We start from the raw sequence: 18,760 nt of genomic DNA, 5'->3' as shown, positions 1-18,760 counted from the left end.
TCTCCTATCGGTCATGTCCACCACCATGACCGCCATGATCATGCTGCGGTTGGGGATCTGGCCTAGCCTCTGACTGTTGGGCAGGTTCGCGAGCGCCGCCGCGATCGGGCTCCGCCGGTGCGTGCTGACGGTCTCGTTCGATCGTGCCGCGCAGGAAGCGGTCGACCAGCGAAGCAGCCTCCTGCGCGCGGCCGGCGAGTATCTCGGCAAGACTGTTCGGGCGGGGTTCGGAGCGGCCCTGCCGTTTCCGCTCGCGCTGCTCCCGCTCGGCCTTGCGGGCGTCGCGCTCGCGGGCATTCTCCTCGCGGGAGCGGTCGTGCCGGTCCTTGTGGCGAAGTCCCCGCATCTTGTGGCTGTCGGCCCTGATCCGGCCGAGCCCTTCGAGCGACGAGGTCTTCTCGCCCGATCGCGAGGCGAGCTTTTCCGCGAGACGTTGCTGGCTCTCGGTCCAGAGCTTCACGCCATAGGCGGCGCGAGTGATGGCGGTGTAATAGTTCTGACCGTTGACGAGGCCGGATTCCACAGGCGCTAGCGCATAGACGCGGTCATAGGTCTTGGACTGCGACGAATAGACGGTTTCCGAATACCCATGATCCCAGGTCCGGTGGGCCGAGAGATCGACCTGCTGGACGCGCTCGCCGCGGTCCCATCTGATCGTCGCGATATTGCCCTCGAGCGCCAGAACGGTGCCGCGTTCGGCATTCTTGACCTCGAGTTCCTTGTTAACCAGCCGCCACTGGATGCGGTCGCCCTGGGCAAGGTCGCGCTTCTCAGGCAGGAACACATTGACATGCGCCGCCTTGCCGAGGCCCGGACGCCATTCGATCTGGCGGCCATGCTCGTCAACCAGGCGCACGACCTGGCGGCCATGATTGTTCCGGCCGACCCCGACGACGCGATAGTCGGCGTCGCGCGCGATCCCCAGCCCGGGATTGTCGCGCGTGAACTTGAGCACCTGGCCCGCGCTGTAGAAGCGCGCCATCTGCTTTTCCTGGTCGGTCAGGCCGGACGGGGTCAGCACTTCGAGCCGATGGTCTTCGGCCGCGACGGTGCCCTCGCGTTTCAGGACTTCGCGGATATGGCTGTTGACGATCAGACGGGTCGCGTTGTCGAGGACCAGGATATTGGTTTCGTCGCGTGTCTCCGGTTTGAGCCGGGTCCAATCGGCGACCAACGCCTTGGCGAGGTTCTCCGCGGTGTCGCCGGTGGTCACGCGATCCAGCGCGGCGAGCGACGCGGCATAGTCGCCCTTGCGCGCCATGTCCGCGGCCTCCTGCGTCGCGTCGGTCAGGTGGCGCCGCGACTCCTTGAGCTGGCTAGTCGGCAGCCCGAGTTGCTGGAGCAGCCAATAGGCCTTGCCCTGCTCGATCGCGCCCGTCTGCTTATTGTCGCCGAGGAATATGAGACGCGCGCCGGTCGCGCGGCTGATCTCCAGCACGCGCAGCGCCTGGCGGTTGCCGAGCTGGCCCGCCTCGTCGAGCGCGAGAATATGCCTGTCGGTAATGCCATAACCGCCGCTCGCGAGCAGCGAGGCGAGCGTGCGGGATTCGATGCCCGCCTTGTGCCCGAGTTCCGCCGCCGCCGAAGAGGTCGGTGCGAGCGCCACGGTGGTATAGTCGTCGCGGGTCGCATCGACCAACGCGGCGACCAGGGTGGATTTGCCTGCGCCGCCGACACCATGCACGCCGACCGCCCGGTTTGTGCCGCTGCCGATGGCGATCAGCGCGGCCGCCTGTTCGGGCTTCAGCCTGGCGGCCGTCGCAGCCTCTTCCAGCCGTTCACGGGTGGCAACCGGCTTCGCATCGCCCATGGCCAGAGACAGATGCTCGGACAGTGCGAGTTCGAGTTTGGCGGTCCGGCGCGATGTCCGGCCGCGCGGAAGCGGCTGGTCGCCGGTCTGGCGCACCGTGACCAGCAGCTTGCCCTTGTTCTCCTGCGCATCGTAGAGCGGCCGCACGTCGCCCAGGCGGACCTCACCGACATGCGATGCGAGCGCGGTGCGATAGAGACGGCCTATATTGTTGACCGCCTCGCGCGTTTCATTCTGGCGGATGCCGAACAGAGCGGCGCGGCGGGCAACGCGCGGATCGGTCTCGATGGTTCGTTCACCCCGCTCCTGCGCCGCGGCCTGGAGCCTGTCGAGATCTTCACGATAGGGTTCAGCACGCACGCGCCATTGCTCGCGCAGGTCATCGAGGCCGATCGTCTCCTTGGCCTTTCGGGTCGCGAAGAAGGAGATCCGGCGCTGGGCCTGTCCCTCAAGCCCGTGCTCCGCGGCATGCTCGTTGATCTGCTCGGCGCGCTGCGAATAGTCACGGATAAGCTGGCCGGGCATGCCTTCGACCTCGAACAGCCCCTTACGCGGATCGAACACGATCTCATGCCCCAGCGCGCGCACGTCGCGGGCAATCTCGTTGCGATAGATCTGACCCATGACGAGCTGCTCGGCATACATCGAGCGCGTCTCGAGACTCGACATGCGGTCGCCATTGAGATGGTTGGTCATGTTGAGAATGACGACATGGGTATGGAGCTGCGGGTCGTGCTCGCGGCTGGCATATTCGGTGAAACGCGCGAACAGCAGCCGGCCCGTCGTCTCGTGGACGATCTCGCCGTCCACCCGGCGGCGCAGCTCGGCATGTTCCTCGGCATAGGCAAGCGCAACCCCGACCGCCCGCTCGTGCGCGGCAAGGATGCGCTCGTCGCCCGTGACCAGCGCCAGGATCGAGATCGACTTGGGCGCGCTGATCGTGAAATCCCAGCCGGGATGATGCTGGATGCCTTCCTTGCGCCGGCGACCGAGCTGCTGGTCGCCGACCTTGCCGGCGAGCAGTTCCTCGAACTGCTTGGGGTCGACAGGCCCGGACAGGCCGAGGCTGGCGGCGAGCTTGCCGCCCCATTCGGAGGGTTCGTTGCCGCCCTTGGTATAATAGTCGCCGATTGTATAGTAGCGGCCGATATTGGCGGGTGTCCCCTTGAGGCGGCGAGGATGGATCATGCCGGCTTCGCCTTCTCACGCGGGCCTTCGGAACGGCCATGGCTGTCGAGCCGCACACGGATCGTGCCGCGCGTCGCCCCCAACAAGGGGATGGGGGTGGCAACCCTGTTCTCCTCGTCGGGATGATCGTCGATCGGCGCTCCCTCGTCCGTCATGCCGGAATCGCTGTGGTCGGTGGGTCCGAACACCTCATCCTGCGGCACGGCGTCCTGGGGATCCGGCAGGCTGGGCGGCTCCTGGGTCGGCTCCCGCGCCGGCGGGGGATTGGCCTCGCCGGTAAAAAGATCGCCTTGCCCCGTTCCGGGAGACGGCGGCGTGTCCGGATGTCCCGGACCCTGCCCTCGCCTCGCGGCCTCCTCCCGCGCCTGGCGCGCGCGGCGCTCTGCCCACGCCTGGGAGATGATGGCCTTGCCGAGCGGCAGCCTTTTGGGGGGCTCGGTGCGTTCAACGAACGCGGCCGCGATCGAAGGCAGCGGATTGAAGCGATCGGTGAAACGGACGACGGGGAGATTGCGCCCGAAACGGAGGAAACCCGAAAGGTTCGGCAGATGGGTGACCTCGGTGTCCAGAACCAGCGGGCGGGTCACCTGCATGCGACTGAGGTTCACCCCGTCGCGCATGTCATTGACGCCGTAGCTCATCCCCTCGTTGGCTTCGACCTGCTCGACCCGGCCAAGGTTTTTGGAGATAAGTTCCGAGGTGTCGCTATCGTTCGCCCGGAGCGCGACCCAGGTCGAGCAGTAGCCGGTGATGGCCGCCGCATCCTCCTTGCCGTAGGTCGCGGTCAGCTGGGGATAGGACTGGAACCCCAATATGCCGCAGCCGCCATATTTGCGCGCACGGGCGAGGAAGTCGGATAGGCTGGGGAGCTTCTGGAGCGTCGGCAATTCGTCAATGACGCAATAGAGCCGCCGGTCGCGGTCGGGCGTGAGGCTCATGATCGCGCTGATCGCGATGTCGAGCCAGACCGTGATCAGGGGGCGCAGCGAAGGAAGCTGGTCGGCCTTGACGGTGACGAACAGCCAGCTGTCGTCCTTCTCGTCCTCGACCCAACGCCGGATCGAGAAGCCGTCCTCGGTATCGTCGAGATAGGCGAAGCTGCGCATGACCGAGGCAAGCTCGGCCTGGACGCCGGCCGAGGTGCGCTCCCCCTCGGCGGAGATGAAAGCGGCGGCATCGGTGCCCTTCACATAGGCGGCAAGATCGGCGAGCGGGGAACGCAGCACCCGATCAAGCAGGACCGAGATGAGCGTGTGCTTCTGCCGCGCGAGCTTGCGCAGGACCGCGACCAGCGTGCCGCGCGCGGCCTTGCTCCAGAACGGATCGCCATGTTTGTCGGGGATCGTGGATTCCGCGATCTGGTCGTAATGATACTCCCGCGGAACATCGACCCAGGGACTCCAGATGTCGGTGCGCTTGTCGAGCGGGTTGAGCAGGATGTCCCTGCCGGGGCGATAGAATTTCTCGACGAAGCTCCCGGCCGTGTCATAGACGATCGCCCGCTTACCCTGCTTGCGGATGCCTTCGAGCATGGTGGTGATGAGGTTGGTCTTGCCCGTGCCGGGCGCGCCGACCAGCAGGATATGTTCGGGCTCGAAGGCTTCCGGCACGGCGACGCCGCCGATTGTGAGCGCCCCCTTCTTCTGCCCTCGGAGCGCGCGCCGCACTTCCGAGGCCGTCCCGAAGCGGGCGCCGCGCAGATATTCGTTGGAGCCGAGCCCCTTCCCGGTTCGGGTAAAATAGAACCAGGCACTGACCAGTCCGAAGAGGGCGACCACACCGGCAATGGCCGCCCCGTGGATGAGGTCCTTTTCGAGCTTGTGGAGCGCCTGCTTCGCGACACCGGAGTCGGCGAGGGTGTCGGCCGAGGTCCAGTATTGGCGCCCGTCGGGGGTGCGGAACAGCACCGGGTCATTGGTCCCCGGCGCCGCATCCGCCTTGATGGTCGCCTCCACCAGCTTGGCGAGGACGAAGCGCTGATAGTCGGTCGACTTTTCGAACGCATACCAGCCGGTCCCCATCAACCAGAGGATCAGCCCGGCCAGCACGGTCTGGAAAAAGACCTGGGTGGTCATGCGGACATTGTGGACGATCGCCTGCCCGCCCCGCGTCCAGCTCCCCAACGTGTCGTTGCGGAAGATGCTCATGGCCGGCCCCTCCCCCGAACGGCTGGCGGTGCGCTACGGCATGCCCCCCGATTTGGGATGGCCCTGACCGGCAGGGAATAATCGCAGGCAATCGCGCGGCCGGACGGGAAGCCCGCCGAGGGGGAACGCGAGGCCGGGCATGTGTCCGTGAGGTGGGGATCCGCGCGCCGGGTCATGGCTGTTCGTCCGGTGAGAGCAGCCCCTTTTCGAGGAGCAGCGCCCTGGCGTCGGCCATGCCCTGTTCGAGCGTCTCGGGCGACCGGCGTCGCACCGATGCCGCGAGGATAGAGAGCGTCTGCAGGACGCAGGAGAGGATTTCGTCCTGCGTCGTGTAGACGTAGCCGCCGCGGGGATCGGCGGTCTGGTCGATCGCGGGGCGGAGGAGTTCGGCGACGCTGACGCCGACTTTACGGGAACGGCGCTGCAGCCGCTCGTAAAGGGCATCGTCGATCCGGATTGTGACCCTTGCCAAGGTGATGCTCCGACTGGAGCTTCGACAAGGAGGTCACGACGCACAGCAACTATAGCGCAGACAAGCGACGATCACAATAAAATCAGCGTGGCGGACGTGTCTGCCAGCCGGAAACGACGGAATTGCGGGGCTTTTTCGGGCAATAGTACTGAGGCGGCAGACGCGTCAGCCAAATAACGTGAAATCTGGCTGACGCGTCTGCCAACGGAAACCATTGATTATAGGGCAGTTTCAGGCCACAGCACCCGTGCGTACGGTGCATTACAAACCGCGCAGCGCGTGCGTCGCTTGCCCGCAGCGACAGCGTCGCTGCGTCATCCCTACCGCTGCCGGGCGCACCCATGGCGGTGGTGGTCGATCAGGGGAGATAGGCCGCGCTATGCGGCGGGGTCGCTTGTGGCGCGGATGCGCCTGTGCGACAAGGATCGCGTGACGAGCGGGCCAGCCTGAACAAGGAAACTGGTCATGCCGAAAATGTCTGAACGCGATAAGCTCGCTGATCTGGAAGCGCGCGAGAAACGCATTGCGGGCGAGATTGCCGCCACGCGCCAGAAGCTGCGCGATCGCTATGCGGCAATCGTGACAGCGCTGCCGATCGAGCAACTGACGGAACGCGAGTTCCGGGACGTGCTGGGCCATGTGCTGCGGCTGGGCGGCGCGGGTGCGCTGGCGGCGCTCAAGGGGGCGTCGGTCGCGCCCGAGGTCTCCCGTTCGGGGAAAGCGCCAGCCGCGCCGGCGCCCGCAAGGGGGAATGATGGTGCCACGTCCACGCCCTTGGCGGGGGCATGAAGCTGTCGGCCCTTCCCTTTTCTTCCCCGCCGCCGCGCCGTCAGGCGCGGCGGCGGCCGGCGGCACGACAAAAGGCCAGCGCGCAAGGATGCGCGCCAGCCTTGGCCGGTCTGTTGTCCTGTCAGCGGCGCGGCGCTTTGGGGGAAGCGCCGCGCTGTCTGCTGTCAGGCGCTGCGCCGTGCGCGCCTGAATGTATCGCCTTCGCCGTCCTGCGGCTTGCGGGATGCAGGGGCATCCTTGGGCTTGCGGAAGGCGTGAATGGGAACGCCCTGTTTGCGCAAGGTCTGGTAGAGATTGGCCTGAATGCCCGATCCCTCGCAAAGGACGGCTTCCACCGCGCCAAGCTCGGCCAGCTTCTTGTTGCGGGTGAAGGCGGGCTTCTTCCCTCCCCCGTAGAGGCCGAACGCGACGACGGGCACGCCCTGCCTTGCCGCCCATGCCGCCGCGATGGCGTCAACGCCCTTGCGCTGCCCGGTGGTGACAAGCGTCATATGCGGCACGCGCGCCTTGATCTCGTCCAGCTTGGCCCAAAGCGGCTCCCATTCCTCCCACATGGCGGGGCCGGACAGGATGACGACAGGGCCTTGCGGCTGGTGCTTCTCGCGCTTGGCAAGGGCGCGCTCCTGCAAGAAATCCAACGCGTTCACATAGCTTGCGGTGGTGACGGATGAAGCCTTGCTGCCCTTGGTCGGTGCCCATGCCTTGCGCCAGCAAGCGCGATACAGCGCGGCGGCATAATCCCGCATCGCCTCGATAGCGGCGCGCTGTTCGGTGAGCGACTGGCAAAGCAACTGGGTATCCTCAAGGTCTTTGTTGAACACCTCCCCCGGTTCCATGCGCCGGGTCATGTCGCGGATCTTGTCGGCAAGCCGATCCTCCTGACGCTCCAGCGTTCCCGCAACGAAATGGAAGCTGTTGACGATACCCCAAGCGATTTGCGGGGCGAGCGGGTCAAGCCGCGTGTCGTGCAGCAGGCCATGCAGCGAAGTCATGAGTTCGCCGCAAACCTTCTGCGCCGCGAAGGGTTCGGGCATCTCATATTCCCCCGGCTCGTCGCCCGGTTCGATGATCGACAGCGGCAACGGATCGCCAAAGGATGCTTCCAACGGGTTCGTCGCGATGGCTTCGGCGTAGAGTTCCGGCAGGTCGGCGAATGTGCTAACGGCTACCTTAGCTGATTGCTTGCTCATGGTATGGCTCCTGATGCTCGATGATCGGTCAGGGTCCGGGAAAGTGTTCCACCACTCCCCCGGCCCGTCTTGGTTCAGCGCCTAGAACGCGACTTCATCGTCCAGATCGGCGGCGGCGCCTTGGCTCGACAATCCGCCGTTTGCATCGGCGGTGCTGTCCCCGAACCCGTAGTCATCGCCGCGCCCGGAACCGGACGGTGCATTGTCGCGCGGGGAGCGGACGGCAGGGCCGAAATCGTCGCGCTGGTCCTGCCTGCGCCATGCCACGCGATAGCCTTCCTCGACCGTGCCGAAAAGCGCGATGGGGAGCGGTTCGGACATGGACGGATCGTCGATATTCCCTTGCAGGAACACTTCGCCGGTCCGCTTGGCCGTGGCTTCCCAAAGCGCGCCGATCTGCACCACGCGGCCCCCGACATTGGGCGCGACGATCTCATAAGCCGGGGCCAGTTCGTTGTCGCTCTCGACGGGACGCAAGGCCAGCTTGGGCAGGTCGATTGCACGGGTAGCAATCGAACCAATCAGGCGGCCCTTCTTCAAATTGAACTCACCGATATTCATGACCTATACTCCTGAAAAATGCTTCCGGGGCCAATCCCCATCCGCACCTATACTTATACCCCCTCCCCCTTTTCGAGTATATGCCATTGTTTTCTTGCCAGATTTTCATCCTATTTGGTGAGCCTGAGCCAAGAAAAACGGACGCGGCAGCGTCCCGAACAAAGAAAAGCATGGCGAAGCCATTCCTTCCTGATCAGCGTTGGACGCGACGGGGCCTGTCTGTCATCCCATCCGGAGCCGCCTTCGCCGGGGCTCAAGGGTCAGGGCTGGTCCGGGTGAGCAAGGGACGTCGCGCTGCGCCCTAGTGGAGGTTGAAGAAAATGGGCCTGCCGACACCTTTGGATCAGGCAATCCCGTCGGCAGGCCCATTTTCTTCTACCGCAGCTTGGGCGGAGGCAGCCCTTGCTTGCCCGGACCAGCCCTGGCACGCCGAGACCCTGCGAGGCGGCGCAGGGTGGGATGACAGACCGCGTGCGACGCTGATTGCGGGCCGAGGCGTCCTCGCCGAGGTCCGCGGCAACGGTGCCGCGAGCGCGACGCTTGAGGAAGGAAACAGAGCGTGCCTCTGGGGATGCTACGCCGGCCCGAGCCAGAGAACGTCGAGGAGGCTGGGGCTCGCCTTGCGTCCCTCGACGATGACGGTCGCGTCCACCAGCGGCGGGAAATCCTGCGCGCCCTCGAGGCGCCAGACGTGGCCATCCTCCATCTCGAGGAGGAAACCGCGCTCGGATCGGCGCAGACGTCCCTGAAGGCGCAGGGGAACGGCCGCCGCGGTCACGGCGCGGGATATCCGCCGGTCGAGGCGGCCCATGCGGAAGAGGAAAAGCATATGATCACGACGATCCTATTGCGGGGCATCATTCCGATTGTAAACATGTTCGACCTATGTTCCAATCCTGGAAGAAAGGATTTCCCATGATTGCGGACTATCTCACCGGGTTCGATTTCAGCCTGCCCCTGATCGATGCGGTCAACGATCCCGACATCGCGGATGTGCGCAGCGAGATCGCCGCCCTCGCCCTCGGGGAAGGTCTGGATTCCGGATATTACGAGACGCAGGAGCTGGCCGAAGCCTTTCTGGAGGCGGCCCGCGAAGCCAATGCCGGGATCAGCGATCTCCATAGCCCCGCTCGCGAGCGCCTTGCCGATATTCTTGATCGCGGTTCACCTTATCAGCGCTGCTTGTTCGATGCGGTGGCCACGTTGCCGCTGGCGGACGCGGCGAGCCATCTCGTCTGGCTTACGGAGCTGATGCGTGATCGCGCGGATATGTATCGGCCGGTCGAAGCGGCGCGTCTATCGACACGCTGAATATCCTGCCCCCACCTGCGGCATCCGGTAATTTCGCCCGGAACCGATTGGCAGTTGCTGCCCGATTGGTTTAGAGGAGCGTGTCCGCCGGTGGTGGGCCGGAGAGTAGAAACTCCGAACAATAGAGTCGGCGCATGCCTTGCAGCCGGATTGCCTGATTATGTCCAGGCTCCGGCTAAAGATCAGGCGCGCGTTCTATTGTTCGCGTCTTTCTACCGTCCGGCTCAGGGGCCGGCATCCTCCTTCGGGGAGGGTGCCCGCCGACTGAGCGCGACGGGACGGAGAAGCAGACATGACAAACGAAAAGCCAGGTTTGAAAAAAGCCATCGAGCTGATGGAGGCGGCCCTCGAATGCCTGACCGGCCCCAAGGATCAGGTGGTGGCGATGCGATTGTCGCACGCGCTTGATCTCGCACGAGAGCGGCTGCTCGAAGGAGCCTGACCGCCGCCAGCGCCTTGTCGGCAGAGCTATGCGGAAATCCGCTTCAGCATGTCCGCCGGCGTCAGGATCGTAATCGCCGGCAATCCCTGAACGTCCAGCAAATCCTTGTGGCCACTCACCAGCCAGCGAGCCGAGCCGGCCATGGCGGCGCGGATGAACATATCATCATCGGGATCTCGGCTGCTGACCGGAAGAGCATCGTCATTCAGCTCCACCCAGTCGGCGATTGCGCTGAAATCGTGTAGAATCTGATTTCGACGCTCGATGGTCAGATATCTGTCGAATTTCGGACGCCAAAGACGGGAACGGAATTCTTCGAAAGTGGCCTCGGCGAAGATCAGCCGGGCATGGGCGATCACCCAGAGCGTCACCCTTGCGGGGGTCGAATCCGCTGAAAGCGCGGCGCTGATGAGGACATTCGTATCGAGAACGAACCTGTCACCCTTCATCGGACAGCAGACGCTCCAGTTCGCTATCGGTAAGGCCCTTCTGCGCGGCCTCGTTGGCGGTTTCGCGTAGCGTGCTGGCGAGCCTGTCCGCGTAGAACGCCCGCATGGCTGCATAGTCTTCCGGGGAAACCATCACACTCACAACCCGATTGCGGCGGGTCACGCGCACCGGCTCGCGCTGTACACGGTCGATCAGTTCGCCGAAGCGGGTCTTGGCTTCATTGGCGGTGATGGTCTGCATGGCTGCCTCCATTCGACCGAATTGGTCGAATCGTTCGATTCACTATCTAAGAAGGAGAAGCCTGTCTTTCAAGCGGTCTGTGCGCCAGCGCTTGCGCGCGCGCCGTGGATGCAGGCGCTACCAGCGGGCCGAAAAATCGGGATCCAGTTGATAGGCGCCGTCCTTACCGGCCACGGCAACAGGCCATTCGCGCAAAGCTTTGCGGTAGATGACCCACCGGATATTGCCCTTGAACAGCAGGCGGGTTGCGTTCGCGAAGTATCGCAATTTCCACATCGCACGTCCCTTTCGACGTTCGAAATAGCTGTGGCTGACGCCTTCGGCGATGCTGTCGATCCAGAAGGAACCATGATTGTAATCGTCGTCTTCGCTATCGACCAGTGCGGCGAGCGCGAGTGATCCCGTCCGCCCGAGCTGCCCAAGGCGCTGAATTGCCGCATGGAGCACGGGTGCAAGCTGCTCCGGTGTTGCGATGTCGATATCAGAAGTGGTCGTGATCACACGGATGGTCACGACGATTCCGACAGCCTTCGAGGATTCTTCGCTGGTGGACATGGCGATGTTCTCCATTTTGGATCACTATCGCCCCCTCCCTCCACTCCTGACCGCGAGACGGCATCTCATCATCGCCGATCAGTCACTTGGGCCGATGGATTGGCGCATCATTGCAAGCGGATCACCAACGCGCGGGCGTCGGCGTCGCAGGCCCCCGCCCCAAGCCAGACCGAACTGCCATCGCGGCTTCCGGCATAGAGTCCGAATAGGCGCATGGCGGGGTTCCCGAAGACATGGTTGCTGTGCGCGATCGCACTCATCGTATCGAATGGGCCCGAGGACAGTCTACAGATCCGACCGGCGCCAGACATCCCTGGCGCTGTCGGCGTGGACGGCAACGAGGCCCTGTCCATCCAGTTCGGCCTGGACACAGCAGACAAGATCGCCGGTCTCGCCGATGCCGGGCCGTTCATAGATATAGAGGTCGAAGAGCGCCCGGGCGTTTACAAGCATATGGCGCTCGCGGATGCGCGACCAGGGGAATGTCTGATTGAGATCGGTGTCCGCCCAATCCGGGTCCTGGCTGATTGCGAGGATGTTGAGGGCGGCATCGCCCGTCACGAGGCTGACGCGCTCGGCAATCTCGATCGCAAAGCGGGCAGCCGAACTGTCACGGCGAGCAATGCGTTCGGCGATCTCTCGTAGTCGCCGGATATCTCCGGCGGACAATCGGATGGTTTCGGTCATTGGCGTTATTCCTGTCAGGGTAGTTCAAGAGTGAGGCGGTTTATGGCGAAGCCCCGCGCCCCTTATGCCGCGGCAATGTCAACCGAGACGGCCGGACGCCAGGAACGCCGTCCGTTCCGCATCGCTGGCGAGGGTGACGAACCGGTCTTCAGGGCGAAGATAGACGACGACATACCGCCCGCGCTCGCACAGGCGCCGAATGTTGGCGCGGCTGCCATGGCTTGCTCCGTCCCATATGACGAACCCGGCGCCGGCGAGGCAGGCCATTTCCCGATCTTTCGCACTATGGAACGCGCGTGTGCCCGCAGGAGCATCGGCCCGGATCTGCCGGACCGGCCATATGCCGATATTGTGACGGGGAACGGAACCACCGCAGAAGATCGTGACGTGACGCACGCCGCACTCGGCAAGAAAGTGCTGGATAGCAGCATCCGCGCCGGGGGCATCACCGATCACGACAGGCAGTTCCTGGTCGATGATCACGCCAAGCCGCTTCATCACGCAGGCTGGAAGCTGCCGGATGGAAAGCGATCCGGAAATGAATACAGGCGGCGTAGCCGGTCGATGGTATGTAGCAAAATCGCTGGCGGTCATGGCAAGCTCCCAGGGAAGTTCACCGCCACCCTTCCCCCTTTCTCCATGCGAGCCATTTCGGAACGGCCGATGCCGTCATTCCCGATGTTGCGCGATGATACGTCGGGCGAGTTCGCCGATTTCCCCCCGATCGGCGGTCTGCGTGCAATCGCCCGGATAGACGATGAGATCGTCCGCCGCCGCGCTGCCTTTGCTGATATATATCCGCCAGACATTACGGCGAACTTCTGCCTGCTCACGGGCTTCGGTGAGAGGATTAAACAGGTCCGCCCACTGGCGCCGGTCGGGATCGTCCGCGAGATCGGTCCAGTCTCCCAACATGCCCCACACGTTATATCCATCAATCACGGCATAATGCTCGCGTGCTGCGCGCCGCGCGGCTTCGCGCTTGGGTGCATCGCGTCGTGCCTTGGCCTCTGCCTGTTTCCAACGGACCGACGACAGCCCCTGTTCGAGGCCCTGGATGACGTCCGCCGCCACGGCTTCCCCCCGCCTGGGCAGGATATAGGAGTGGTGTGCGGCCGCGATCTGTTCGGCGCCATATCGCGCGAGCGCTAGCAAGGCCTGCAGTTCGGTCTTGTTGAGAGTGACCCGAAGGCCGCTCGCCAGCGCGTGCGTTTTCATGGGCGGCGTTCCTTGTACCAGGGTTTGAGGCCCGCGAGCGGCAGCTTGTATTCCCGCGCGGTGTGATGGCCGTCCTCGGAAAAGAAGCCCCAGTGGCCGGTCGAGGAATATCGCAGGAACAGGAGCTTCTCGTTCTCCTCGGTCCTGATCCACATGCCAGGCGCAATCGGGTATCGATCGGCAGTGTTCATTGGCGCCTCCTCGATGATGGGAATTCCGTCAGGCGACGTGCAGGACGAGATTCTCGTCCTTCGCCGGACGCGTCTCCGTCACACGGAACGGCTGGATCGAACTGCCGGTGCGGATGACATACTGATTGCGGCCGGTGGCGCTGCGGCGCTGAATCGCGCAGGCATATGCGTGCTCCGCGCTTGCTAAGACCCCACGAAGGGGAGACAGTTGGGCCATGATATCCTCCATGATGTTGCGGTGAGGAAACTTTGTGCCCGGCAGGCGGGCATAGGCAGCGGGATCAGCCTTGTTGCTGTGTGCCTTCCGCATCGTCGGAGGCGACCGGAAGGCCAATACTGTCGATGACGGTGCGCGCCGACTTCTCCCAACCGGCCTCGTCGAGGATATCGGCGGCATCCATCCTGGCGACATCGAGTTCGCTCTGGGTGGAAGCGAGTGCGATCTGCCTGAGCGCGCGAAGCGCCATGTGCATCTCGATCATGCGGCAATCGCTTCCACGGTGATGCGGAACGAGGTGCGATCGTCCAGCACGAGGTAGATCTGCGTCCCCGTCTCCATGTCGCAGCTCGCGATGCTGTCGATATTGGCACTGGTGCCGTGGATTTCCGAAATCACGTGCGGCGGACGGTCATCCTCGCAATCGCCGCCCTCGTCGCACTTTTGGGCATGGGTCTCCAGCAACTCGGAGATCAGGGCAGCAACCGTGCTGGCGCGGGTCGGATTGTCGGTGTCGGTCCTGTCGATCACATCGCGCAGGATCGGTGTCAGCGCGTCATTGATCTGGAAAAGCAGGTCCGACCTTTCCCTATCGCGAAGACCGTCCAGCACGGTGTCGGGAATGAGGTTGGTGACCGCATGGGTCGCGTCATTGACCAGCCCGTCGAAATGATCGTCGTTCATCGGATGTCTCCCTGGCGGATTCGACCGGACGCGGCGCACGAGGCGCCCGGTCTTGTATCGGGGATGGAAGGCTATTGGCGGTCTCAGGGCCGCTGCATCATCCTGGCCCGGACGCTCTCGATCCATTGTGCCGGGTTGTTATGATGCTCTAGAAATTCCTGCGACCACGCGAATACCGTCTCGGTATCCGGCTCGACCGTATCGAGCGCGTCGCCATAATCGGGATGGTGCGCGCCTTTGCAGCTGTTGCGCATGAAGATGAGCGCGCCGGCGCACATGGCGCGGGCATCGCTGCCGTCGCCCGGAATGGTCTTGTGGCAAGGCAGCGGCGGCCCGTCGAACTGGATCTGCTGCGTGAAATCCTCCGGCCGGTAGCCGCCCAGCCAACCGGCGGGATGATCGCGGCGCCAGGGGCATTCGTTGCACGGCCGCGTGAGCAGCGGCTTCATGTCGCGCCCGCCCGCGCGGTTTGCAGCGTCTCCGCCATGAGCCACCGGGTCGAGCCGCCGAATATTTCCGTATCGGTGACGACATAATAGCCGCCGCCGAAAGCGCCGGCGATGTCCTTGTCAGCCACCTCCGCCCATTGAAAACCGAAGGGCAGCGCGGATTTGCAGACCTTCTGGATCAGTGATGCGAGAGCCGGAACGTCGACCTCATGGCCGCTGATGAACGCGAACTGTGTCCTGGCCTCCGGGTCACCTTGAATAATGAGGTCGGCGTCGAACTCGGGGAAGCCCGGGTCGGACCAGAGATCGAGAAAGTCCGCGAATGGATCTTCCTCTTCCGGCTTTTTCGGGAAGGTGTTCCTGAAGGCTTCGCTGAGCGACGCGTAACAGGTCTTCACCGCTTGCAGGCTGTCAGACGAGAGTTCTGCGAAGTCGCTGGACAGCTGCGCCGACACGGCGAAGCATTCCTTGAGCAGCAACGCTTCCGCCGGCGTCACCGGAATGGCGAACGCCGTTTGCAGATAGTGATTGGCCATTTTCGGGCTCCTCGATGAAAAGGACAGAATGGAGGTCGAGAGCACGAAGCCGGCTCAGTCGCCGATCGCCTCGACGCAGCTTTCGCCATCGATATCGAACGGGCCGGTATCGGTATCGATCGGATCATGGTTGGCGCTTTAGTCGTCGATTTGCTCGATTGTCGGGGACAGCCATTCCACAAAATGATCGGCCCGTTCCCGCGCCTCGGTGGCGTCATCCGCATCGACGATGACGGAGATGAACGCTTTCACGTCGACGGAATATCTAGGCATCGTTCGTCTCCGATCCCCTGCCCCACCGCTCGACGGTCTCCGTCGCGACCTGCTTGACCGGCACGATCCGGCCCCGGTTCATCGCGGCGTCGATCAGAGCGCACAGGACGAAATCGAGATCGAAGGCGGCCTCTGGGTCGCCGAAAGGGCCGAAGCCGGGTTGCTCCTGGCCGGACAGCGGCTCTTGCTGTCGCATAGCCTTGCGCGCGAGACCTTCGATCACCGCTAGGTCTGCTTCGACCTTGGGGTTCATGGCGTCGCCGATCACGTTCACCTTCGCGGTCACCTCGACCAGCTCGGTGTGGAGATGGCTGGATCGCATCACGACCAGCACCTTGCGTTGCATTGTCATGGCAAATTCCTTTGGGGATGTTGGTCCGCATGGTTGCCGACCGGCTAGATCATCGGATCTATGGGCAGCCGGGCGCTGATCTCGTCGTCCGTAAGATCTTCGAGAAGCTTCTGGACCGTGCCGACGCCGGGTTGATGGACAAGGATGACACGCTTGCCGCGGTGTTCGGGAGGCCAGGAATCGGGAGCGGCCTCCCCGGCAAGACCGCGATAGTCGGCAGGCGTGCGCGCCCATATCAGGTCGAGCTTTGCGTCGCGCGACAGGCCGGCGGTGCCCGTTGTCTCATGCTCGACAATCGCCGCGCGCATCGCGTCAGGGCTATGGCGGTGACCAAGGTTGCAATAGCCGGTGAACCAGCGGGTGCGTCCGATCACGATCTCGAAAAAGACAGAGCCGACGAAACCGGCCTTGAGTTCGGACATCGCGAACATCCCGGCGCGCATGAACAATGGCGGCAGCATCTCGAGCATGTATTCGTAGGAGGTGCTCTCGATTTCAAACCAGCTATTCTCAAAGGCCTTTCCCGAAATACGATCCTCACAGGGGCAGTCTGGGACGCGGTTGAACAGCTCGAACATCTGCTCGCGCGTCGCGACGCCGTCGAAAATCTTCCTGAATGGCGGAGCTTGGGTCATGGGGCGGTTCCTCATGGACATGGCCCGCCGCGGCGCGCGACAGCACGCCTGGCAGGCTGGTATGGGAAGGGGCTATTCGACGGCGCTGAGCACGGACATGTCGTCATTGTCCGCGAAGCTGGCCTCGACCCGATGGTTGACAGCCTGCATCCTGATCGCCCGGTCCTTGGGGATCAGCCAGGCGACATGCTCGCGCATCGCCTCGCGGACGCGTTCGAGGACCGCGGCATCCTCACCGAGCAGCAACATGTTCGCGACGAAGCGCGCCTGCATCTCGAACGCCGCCTGCTGGGTATGATAGCTGTCGGCATCGCAATCCTCATCGGGATAGAAACAGGCAGCTTCGATCAGCGAGGCAAGTTCGCAGGGCGTGATCGCGCTGTCGGCTCCGAGCAGGATGATGACCTCCTCAAGATCGGTCCAGCGATCGGGTGGCATGATCAGGACATCGGCGGGAAGCACGATCACATCGACGTTTTCGGTGGGAACGTCCTGCCCCTGCACGGCGATTTCGAGGGAGATTGCCTCGACCCGCCCGGAGCGAAAATCGGATGGCGGTTCCATGTCCGCACCGTAGTCGCAGATGTCGCCTTCACCCCGCTCGATACGGAAGGAACAGCCGAGCACCCGCGGGATGGCATTATACCAGACATATCCCGCGAAATCGTCGATCGGACGTACCAGCGCCGCGCCGAGCGGCCGTCCTGAAGCAACCGCGCGGTTCACGGCTTGCTCGATGTGGGTCTGGTCCGCCGGCATCAGGATCATCGGCTCGCCCGCCACCCGTTCGCCGATCGGAACGCCATCGGTTTCCGCCGTGCGCGGCGTCCATTCATGGAGCCAGGGGGCTGCTTCCGGCAGGGATATGCCGAGTGCCCTGGCGCGCTGCCAATGGGCAAAGGAAAGCCGATGGTGGCCTTTGCGGGCGATGGTGCGGAAGATCGCCGCCTCACAGGCTTCGCGCAGCGCCTCGAGCGCGGCCCCCTGCAAAATTTCCTTGCGCGCTGGCAGGACAAACCGAATTGGGCAGGTGTCGACGATATCGACCTTGGCATACCAGCCCCGGCCGCCATCGGCGTCGCTGACGAACGGCAGCCGGCAGCACACGGTAAGCCCGTGGAAGTTGATCCTGGGCTGTTCGCGATGGAGATCATATTTATCGGTGAAGACGCCGATGCGGCAGCCTTCCCATTCCTCGATCCGCACGGCGCCATGAAGGAAATTCTCGTACGGTTGCCGGTTGCCATCGAACCAGATCGACACCGGGCAGAAACGAGCCGCGCTCTTGACGGACTGTTCCAATTGCTGCGCCCACGCCTCGGGCAGGTCGATCTCGATTTCCGTGCCCTGGTCGAGCGAGGAAGGGATGACGTCGAGCGCCTGGCCGCTTTCCCATGCGTGCGGAGGGATCGACACTTGCCAGGCCGCGCCGATCGCGGCGGGATGGGAGCGCACGGTCACATGATGGCCGGCAAGACTGAACACACCCATGCCCGCGGGATCCTCCGATCGCGCGATCTTCTCATCCCAGCCGGAATCGCCGAGCGCCAGAAACTTGACCGGATCGGCGATACCGCACCCGTCGTCGCGGATGCGCAGCACAAGTCCCTGATCGGCCTTAACCTGGGTGATATCGATGCGCTTCGCGCCAGCTCGACGTGCGTTCTGGATAATTTCGAGGAGGGCGGCCAGCACCCCACCATCACTGAAGCGGCTGATTTTGGTGAGCAGCGACGGACTGACCATCGTATTGATTGTCGTGGGAAAGGTCATGGGAGCCTCCGGATTTCTGCGACCTCATCATCGCCCCCAAATCCCGCCCCCTCCCCTTCGCGGCGCGATTGCGCGATTGGGATGCAGCACCCCGATGGGGCACCGCGAGCGCGGAATGGACGAAAAATGGATCGGCGAGTCGGGCGGTCAGGCGGCGATGCGCCGATAGACGGACTCGCCGTTCGAGAAGCTGCCCAGGCGGACAAGGGTCGCGAAACGCTGCTCGAATTTTGGCCCGATCCGGTCGAACCATCGCTGTGCCAGCCCTTCCTGGCCGACATCGATATCGTCCCGCAAGACCACCCAATAGGCTATGCAACCGCAATATTCCGAGAGGCCGAAGCGGGCATAGCCGTTCATGGCGACAATCCGGTCTTCACGATCGATCCAGCCGTCATGCGCCCATGCCGAAGGATAGAGTGCGAGCACCTGTTCCCGAAAATCCGCGACGATGAAGTCCCAGTCATCCTGTGCGGCAAATTCATCGAAATGGCGGGTGCCGGAATCGTCGTCATCCTCGATCCAGCCCGCGTCCCACTGCGAGAACGCGACATGCGCTCCGCCGGGATGGGATACCGAGCGTCCCATGG

The 18,760-nt window shown here is 63.7% G+C and carries 26 protein-coding genes; 3 read left to right on the top strand and 23 right to left on the bottom strand.

Features of this window, described 5'->3' with window-relative positions; genetic code table 11:
• Positions 1-4: 4 nt before the first annotated feature.
• The 3 genes from mobF to EGO55_RS17100 form a co-directional block, all read right to left on the bottom strand.
• Positions 5-2,998: a MobF family relaxase gene (gene mobF / locus EGO55_RS17110; protein WP_021688152.1), complete on the bottom strand. Its 2,994-nt coding sequence runs from the start codon at positions 2,996-2,998 to the stop codon at positions 5-7.
• Positions 2,995-5,145, bottom strand: a complete 2,151-nt coding sequence (locus tag EGO55_RS17105) for a type IV secretion system DNA-binding domain-containing protein (RefSeq protein WP_021243122.1) — start codon at positions 5,143-5,145, stop codon at positions 2,995-2,997. The genes mobF and EGO55_RS17105 overlap by 4 nt, the downstream gene beginning before the upstream one ends.
• 172 nt (positions 5,146-5,317) lie before the next feature.
• Positions 5,318-5,617: a ribbon-helix-helix protein, CopG family gene (locus tag EGO55_RS17100; protein ID WP_021688153.1), complete on the bottom strand. Its 300-nt coding sequence runs from the start codon at positions 5,615-5,617 to the stop codon at positions 5,318-5,320.
• 465 nt (positions 5,618-6,082) lie between these two features.
• On the opposite strand from EGO55_RS17100, the gene EGO55_RS17095 reads away from it, so the two are divergent.
• Entirely contained in the window at positions 6,083-6,406 is a 324-nt protein-coding gene (locus EGO55_RS17095; protein WP_021688154.1) for a hypothetical protein, read from the top strand.
• A 164-nt stretch (positions 6,407-6,570) separates the two neighbouring features.
• Here the strand turns inward: EGO55_RS17095 and EGO55_RS17090 are convergent, their stop codons facing one another.
• The 3 genes from EGO55_RS17090 to EGO55_RS17080 all read right to left on the bottom strand — a co-directional run bounded on the left by EGO55_RS17090 (position 6,571) and on the right by EGO55_RS17080 (position 8,986).
• Positions 6,571-7,596, bottom strand: a complete 1,026-nt coding sequence (locus EGO55_RS17090; protein ID WP_021688155.1) for a DUF2493 domain-containing protein — start codon at positions 7,594-7,596, stop codon at positions 6,571-6,573.
• 81 nt (positions 7,597-7,677) lie between these two features.
• Positions 7,678-8,157: a DUF736 domain-containing protein gene (locus EGO55_RS17085; protein WP_021688156.1), complete on the bottom strand. Its 480-nt coding sequence runs from the start codon at positions 8,155-8,157 to the stop codon at positions 7,678-7,680.
• A gap of 574 nt (positions 8,158-8,731) precedes the next feature.
• On the bottom strand, positions 8,732-8,986 hold the full coding sequence (locus EGO55_RS17080; protein ID WP_030090527.1) for a DUF5818 domain-containing protein: 255 nt from the start codon (positions 8,984-8,986) through the stop codon (positions 8,732-8,734).
• Between the two features lie 86 nt (positions 8,987-9,072).
• Here EGO55_RS17080 and EGO55_RS17075 point away from each other — a divergent pair, with 86 nt between their 5' ends.
• Positions 9,073-9,468 (top strand): hypothetical protein, encoded by a 396-nt coding sequence (locus EGO55_RS17075; RefSeq protein WP_021688158.1) that lies wholly within the window; start codon positions 9,073-9,075, stop codon positions 9,466-9,468.
• 292 nt (positions 9,469-9,760) lie between these two features.
• Positions 9,761-9,910, top strand: coding sequence for a hypothetical protein (locus tag EGO55_RS20715; RefSeq protein ID WP_021688159.1), 150 nt, complete (start codon positions 9,761-9,763; stop codon positions 9,908-9,910).
• Positions 9,911-9,936: 26 nt separating this feature from the next.
• On the opposite strand, the gene EGO55_RS17070 is transcribed toward EGO55_RS20715, so the two are convergent.
• The 17 genes from EGO55_RS17070 to EGO55_RS16995 all read right to left on the bottom strand — a co-directional run bounded on the left by EGO55_RS17070 (position 9,937) and on the right by EGO55_RS16995 (position 18,758).
• On the bottom strand, positions 9,937-10,359 hold the full coding sequence (locus EGO55_RS17070; protein WP_021688160.1) for a putative toxin-antitoxin system toxin component, PIN family: 423 nt from the start codon (positions 10,357-10,359) through the stop codon (positions 9,937-9,939).
• Positions 10,349-10,600 carry a type II toxin-antitoxin system prevent-host-death family antitoxin gene (locus tag EGO55_RS17065; protein ID WP_021688161.1) on the bottom strand — a complete coding sequence of 84 codons (252 nt, stop codon included), beginning with the start codon at positions 10,598-10,600 and terminating at the stop codon, positions 10,349-10,351. Before EGO55_RS17065 ends, EGO55_RS17070 begins: the two co-directional genes overlap by 11 nt.
• Before the next feature lie 117 nt (positions 10,601-10,717).
• The gene (locus tag EGO55_RS20765; RefSeq protein ID WP_174391286.1) at positions 10,718-11,155 is read right to left on the bottom strand and encodes a hypothetical protein; all 438 of its coding nucleotides are present in this window, start codon (positions 11,153-11,155) and stop codon (positions 10,718-10,720) included.
• A gap of 285 nt (positions 11,156-11,440) precedes the next feature.
• Complete coding sequence (locus EGO55_RS17055; protein WP_021688163.1) at positions 11,441-11,842, bottom strand: hypothetical protein; 402 nt, start codon at positions 11,840-11,842, stop codon at positions 11,441-11,443.
• A gap of 78 nt (positions 11,843-11,920) precedes the next feature.
• Entirely contained in the window at positions 11,921-12,436 is a 516-nt protein-coding gene (locus tag EGO55_RS17050; protein ID WP_021688164.1) for a hypothetical protein, read from the bottom strand.
• A gap of 75 nt (positions 12,437-12,511) precedes the next feature.
• Positions 12,512-13,060: a hypothetical protein gene (locus tag EGO55_RS17045; protein ID WP_021688165.1), complete on the bottom strand. Its 549-nt coding sequence runs from the start codon at positions 13,058-13,060 to the stop codon at positions 12,512-12,514.
• Positions 13,057-13,251: a hypothetical protein gene (locus tag EGO55_RS17040; protein ID WP_021688166.1), complete on the bottom strand. Its 195-nt coding sequence runs from the start codon at positions 13,249-13,251 to the stop codon at positions 13,057-13,059. The genes EGO55_RS17045 and EGO55_RS17040 overlap by 4 nt, the downstream gene beginning before the upstream one ends.
• Before the next feature lie 28 nt (positions 13,252-13,279).
• A complete protein-coding gene (locus EGO55_RS17035) occupies positions 13,280-13,468 on the bottom strand; it encodes a hypothetical protein (RefSeq protein ID WP_021688167.1) in 189 nt (62 codons plus the stop codon).
• A gap of 64 nt (positions 13,469-13,532) precedes the next feature.
• Positions 13,533-13,733, bottom strand: a complete 201-nt coding sequence (locus EGO55_RS17030) for a hypothetical protein (protein WP_021688168.1) — start codon at positions 13,731-13,733, stop codon at positions 13,533-13,535.
• Positions 13,730-14,152: a hypothetical protein gene (locus tag EGO55_RS17025; protein ID WP_021688169.1), complete on the bottom strand. Its 423-nt coding sequence runs from the start codon at positions 14,150-14,152 to the stop codon at positions 13,730-13,732. Before EGO55_RS17025 ends, EGO55_RS17030 begins: the two co-directional genes overlap by 4 nt.
• Positions 14,153-14,235: 83 nt before the next feature.
• Positions 14,236-14,601: a DUF6283 family protein gene (locus EGO55_RS17020; protein ID WP_021688170.1), complete on the bottom strand. Its 366-nt coding sequence runs from the start codon at positions 14,599-14,601 to the stop codon at positions 14,236-14,238.
• Positions 14,598-15,137: a hypothetical protein gene (locus EGO55_RS17015; protein WP_021688171.1), complete on the bottom strand. Its 540-nt coding sequence runs from the start codon at positions 15,135-15,137 to the stop codon at positions 14,598-14,600. The genes EGO55_RS17020 and EGO55_RS17015 overlap by 4 nt, the downstream gene beginning before the upstream one ends.
• 138 nt (positions 15,138-15,275) lie before the next feature.
• Positions 15,276-15,410, bottom strand: a complete 135-nt coding sequence (locus EGO55_RS21410) for a hypothetical protein (RefSeq protein ID WP_257721801.1) — start codon at positions 15,408-15,410, stop codon at positions 15,276-15,278.
• Positions 15,403-15,762, bottom strand: a complete 360-nt coding sequence (locus EGO55_RS17010) for a hypothetical protein (protein WP_040714537.1) — start codon at positions 15,760-15,762, stop codon at positions 15,403-15,405. Before EGO55_RS17010 ends, EGO55_RS21410 begins: the two co-directional genes overlap by 8 nt.
• A gap of 44 nt (positions 15,763-15,806) precedes the next feature.
• Positions 15,807-16,397, bottom strand: a complete 591-nt coding sequence (locus EGO55_RS17005) for a DUF1419 domain-containing protein (protein ID WP_021688173.1) — start codon at positions 16,395-16,397, stop codon at positions 15,807-15,809.
• A 72-nt stretch (positions 16,398-16,469) separates the two neighbouring features.
• Positions 16,470-18,170 (bottom strand): ATP-binding protein, encoded by a 1,701-nt coding sequence (locus tag EGO55_RS17000; RefSeq protein WP_021688174.1) that lies wholly within the window; start codon positions 18,168-18,170, stop codon positions 16,470-16,472.
• A 147-nt stretch (positions 18,171-18,317) separates the two neighbouring features.
• Complete coding sequence (locus tag EGO55_RS16995; protein WP_021688175.1) at positions 18,318-18,758, bottom strand: hypothetical protein; 441 nt, start codon at positions 18,756-18,758, stop codon at positions 18,318-18,320.
• Between the last annotated feature and the right edge of the window lie 2 nt (positions 18,759-18,760).

The sequence above is a fragment of the Caenibius tardaugens NBRC 16725 genome, assembly GCF_003860345.1.
GTDB lineage: Bacteria > Pseudomonadota > Alphaproteobacteria > Sphingomonadales > Sphingomonadaceae > Caenibius > Caenibius tardaugens.
The sequence above is the reverse complement of the archived record's forward strand: the minus strand, read 5'-3'. Positions and strand labels throughout refer to the sequence as shown.

Coding starts and splice junctions, on each gene's coding strand:
- mobF (WP_021688152.1), bottom strand. CDS start 2,998: ATGATCCATCCTCGCCGCCTCAAGGGGACACCCGCCAATATCGGCCGC.
- EGO55_RS17105 (WP_021243122.1), bottom strand. CDS start 5,145: ATGAGCATCTTCCGCAACGACACGTTGGGGAGCTGGACGCGGGGCGGG.
- EGO55_RS17095 (WP_021688154.1), top strand. CDS start 6,083: ATGCCGAAAATGTCTGAACGCGATAAGCTCGCTGATCTGGAAGCGCGC.
- EGO55_RS17090 (WP_021688155.1), bottom strand. CDS start 7,596: ATGAGCAAGCAATCAGCTAAGGTAGCCGTTAGCACATTCGCCGACCTG.
- EGO55_RS17085 (WP_021688156.1), bottom strand. CDS start 8,157: ATGAATATCGGTGAGTTCAATTTGAAGAAGGGCCGCCTGATTGGTTCG.
- EGO55_RS17080 (WP_030090527.1), bottom strand. CDS start 8,986: ATGCTTTTCCTCTTCCGCATGGGCCGCCTCGACCGGCGGATATCCCGC.
- EGO55_RS17075 (WP_021688158.1), top strand. CDS start 9,073: ATGATTGCGGACTATCTCACCGGGTTCGATTTCAGCCTGCCCCTGATC.
- EGO55_RS20715 (WP_021688159.1), top strand. CDS start 9,761: ATGACAAACGAAAAGCCAGGTTTGAAAAAAGCCATCGAGCTGATGGAG.
- EGO55_RS17070 (WP_021688160.1), bottom strand. CDS start 10,359: ATGAAGGGTGACAGGTTCGTTCTCGATACGAATGTCCTCATCAGCGCC.
- EGO55_RS17065 (WP_021688161.1), bottom strand. CDS start 10,600: ATGCAGACCATCACCGCCAATGAAGCCAAGACCCGCTTCGGCGAACTG.
- EGO55_RS20765 (WP_174391286.1), bottom strand. CDS start 11,155: ATGTCCACCAGCGAAGAATCCTCGAAGGCTGTCGGAATCGTCGTGACC.
- EGO55_RS17055 (WP_021688163.1), bottom strand. CDS start 11,842: ATGACCGAAACCATCCGATTGTCCGCCGGAGATATCCGGCGACTACGA.
- EGO55_RS17050 (WP_021688164.1), bottom strand. CDS start 12,436: ATGACCGCCAGCGATTTTGCTACATACCATCGACCGGCTACGCCGCCT.
- EGO55_RS17045 (WP_021688165.1), bottom strand. CDS start 13,060: ATGAAAACGCACGCGCTGGCGAGCGGCCTTCGGGTCACTCTCAACAAG.
- EGO55_RS17040 (WP_021688166.1), bottom strand. CDS start 13,251: ATGAACACTGCCGATCGATACCCGATTGCGCCTGGCATGTGGATCAGG.
- EGO55_RS17035 (WP_021688167.1), bottom strand. CDS start 13,468: ATGGCCCAACTGTCTCCCCTTCGTGGGGTCTTAGCAAGCGCGGAGCAC.
- EGO55_RS17030 (WP_021688168.1), bottom strand. CDS start 13,733: ATGATCGAGATGCACATGGCGCTTCGCGCGCTCAGGCAGATCGCACTC.
- EGO55_RS17025 (WP_021688169.1), bottom strand. CDS start 14,152: ATGAACGACGATCATTTCGACGGGCTGGTCAATGACGCGACCCATGCG.
- EGO55_RS17020 (WP_021688170.1), bottom strand. CDS start 14,601: ATGAAGCCGCTGCTCACGCGGCCGTGCAACGAATGCCCCTGGCGCCGC.
- EGO55_RS17015 (WP_021688171.1), bottom strand. CDS start 15,137: ATGGCCAATCACTATCTGCAAACGGCGTTCGCCATTCCGGTGACGCCG.
- EGO55_RS21410 (WP_257721801.1), bottom strand. CDS start 15,410: ATGCCTAGATATTCCGTCGACGTGAAAGCGTTCATCTCCGTCATCGTC.
- EGO55_RS17010 (WP_040714537.1), bottom strand. CDS start 15,762: ATGACAATGCAACGCAAGGTGCTGGTCGTGATGCGATCCAGCCATCTC.
- EGO55_RS17005 (WP_021688173.1), bottom strand. CDS start 16,397: ATGACCCAAGCTCCGCCATTCAGGAAGATTTTCGACGGCGTCGCGACG.
- EGO55_RS17000 (WP_021688174.1), bottom strand. CDS start 18,170: ATGACCTTTCCCACGACAATCAATACGATGGTCAGTCCGTCGCTGCTC.
- EGO55_RS16995 (WP_021688175.1), bottom strand. CDS start 18,758: ATGGGACGCTCGGTATCCCATCCCGGCGGAGCGCATGTCGCGTTCTCG.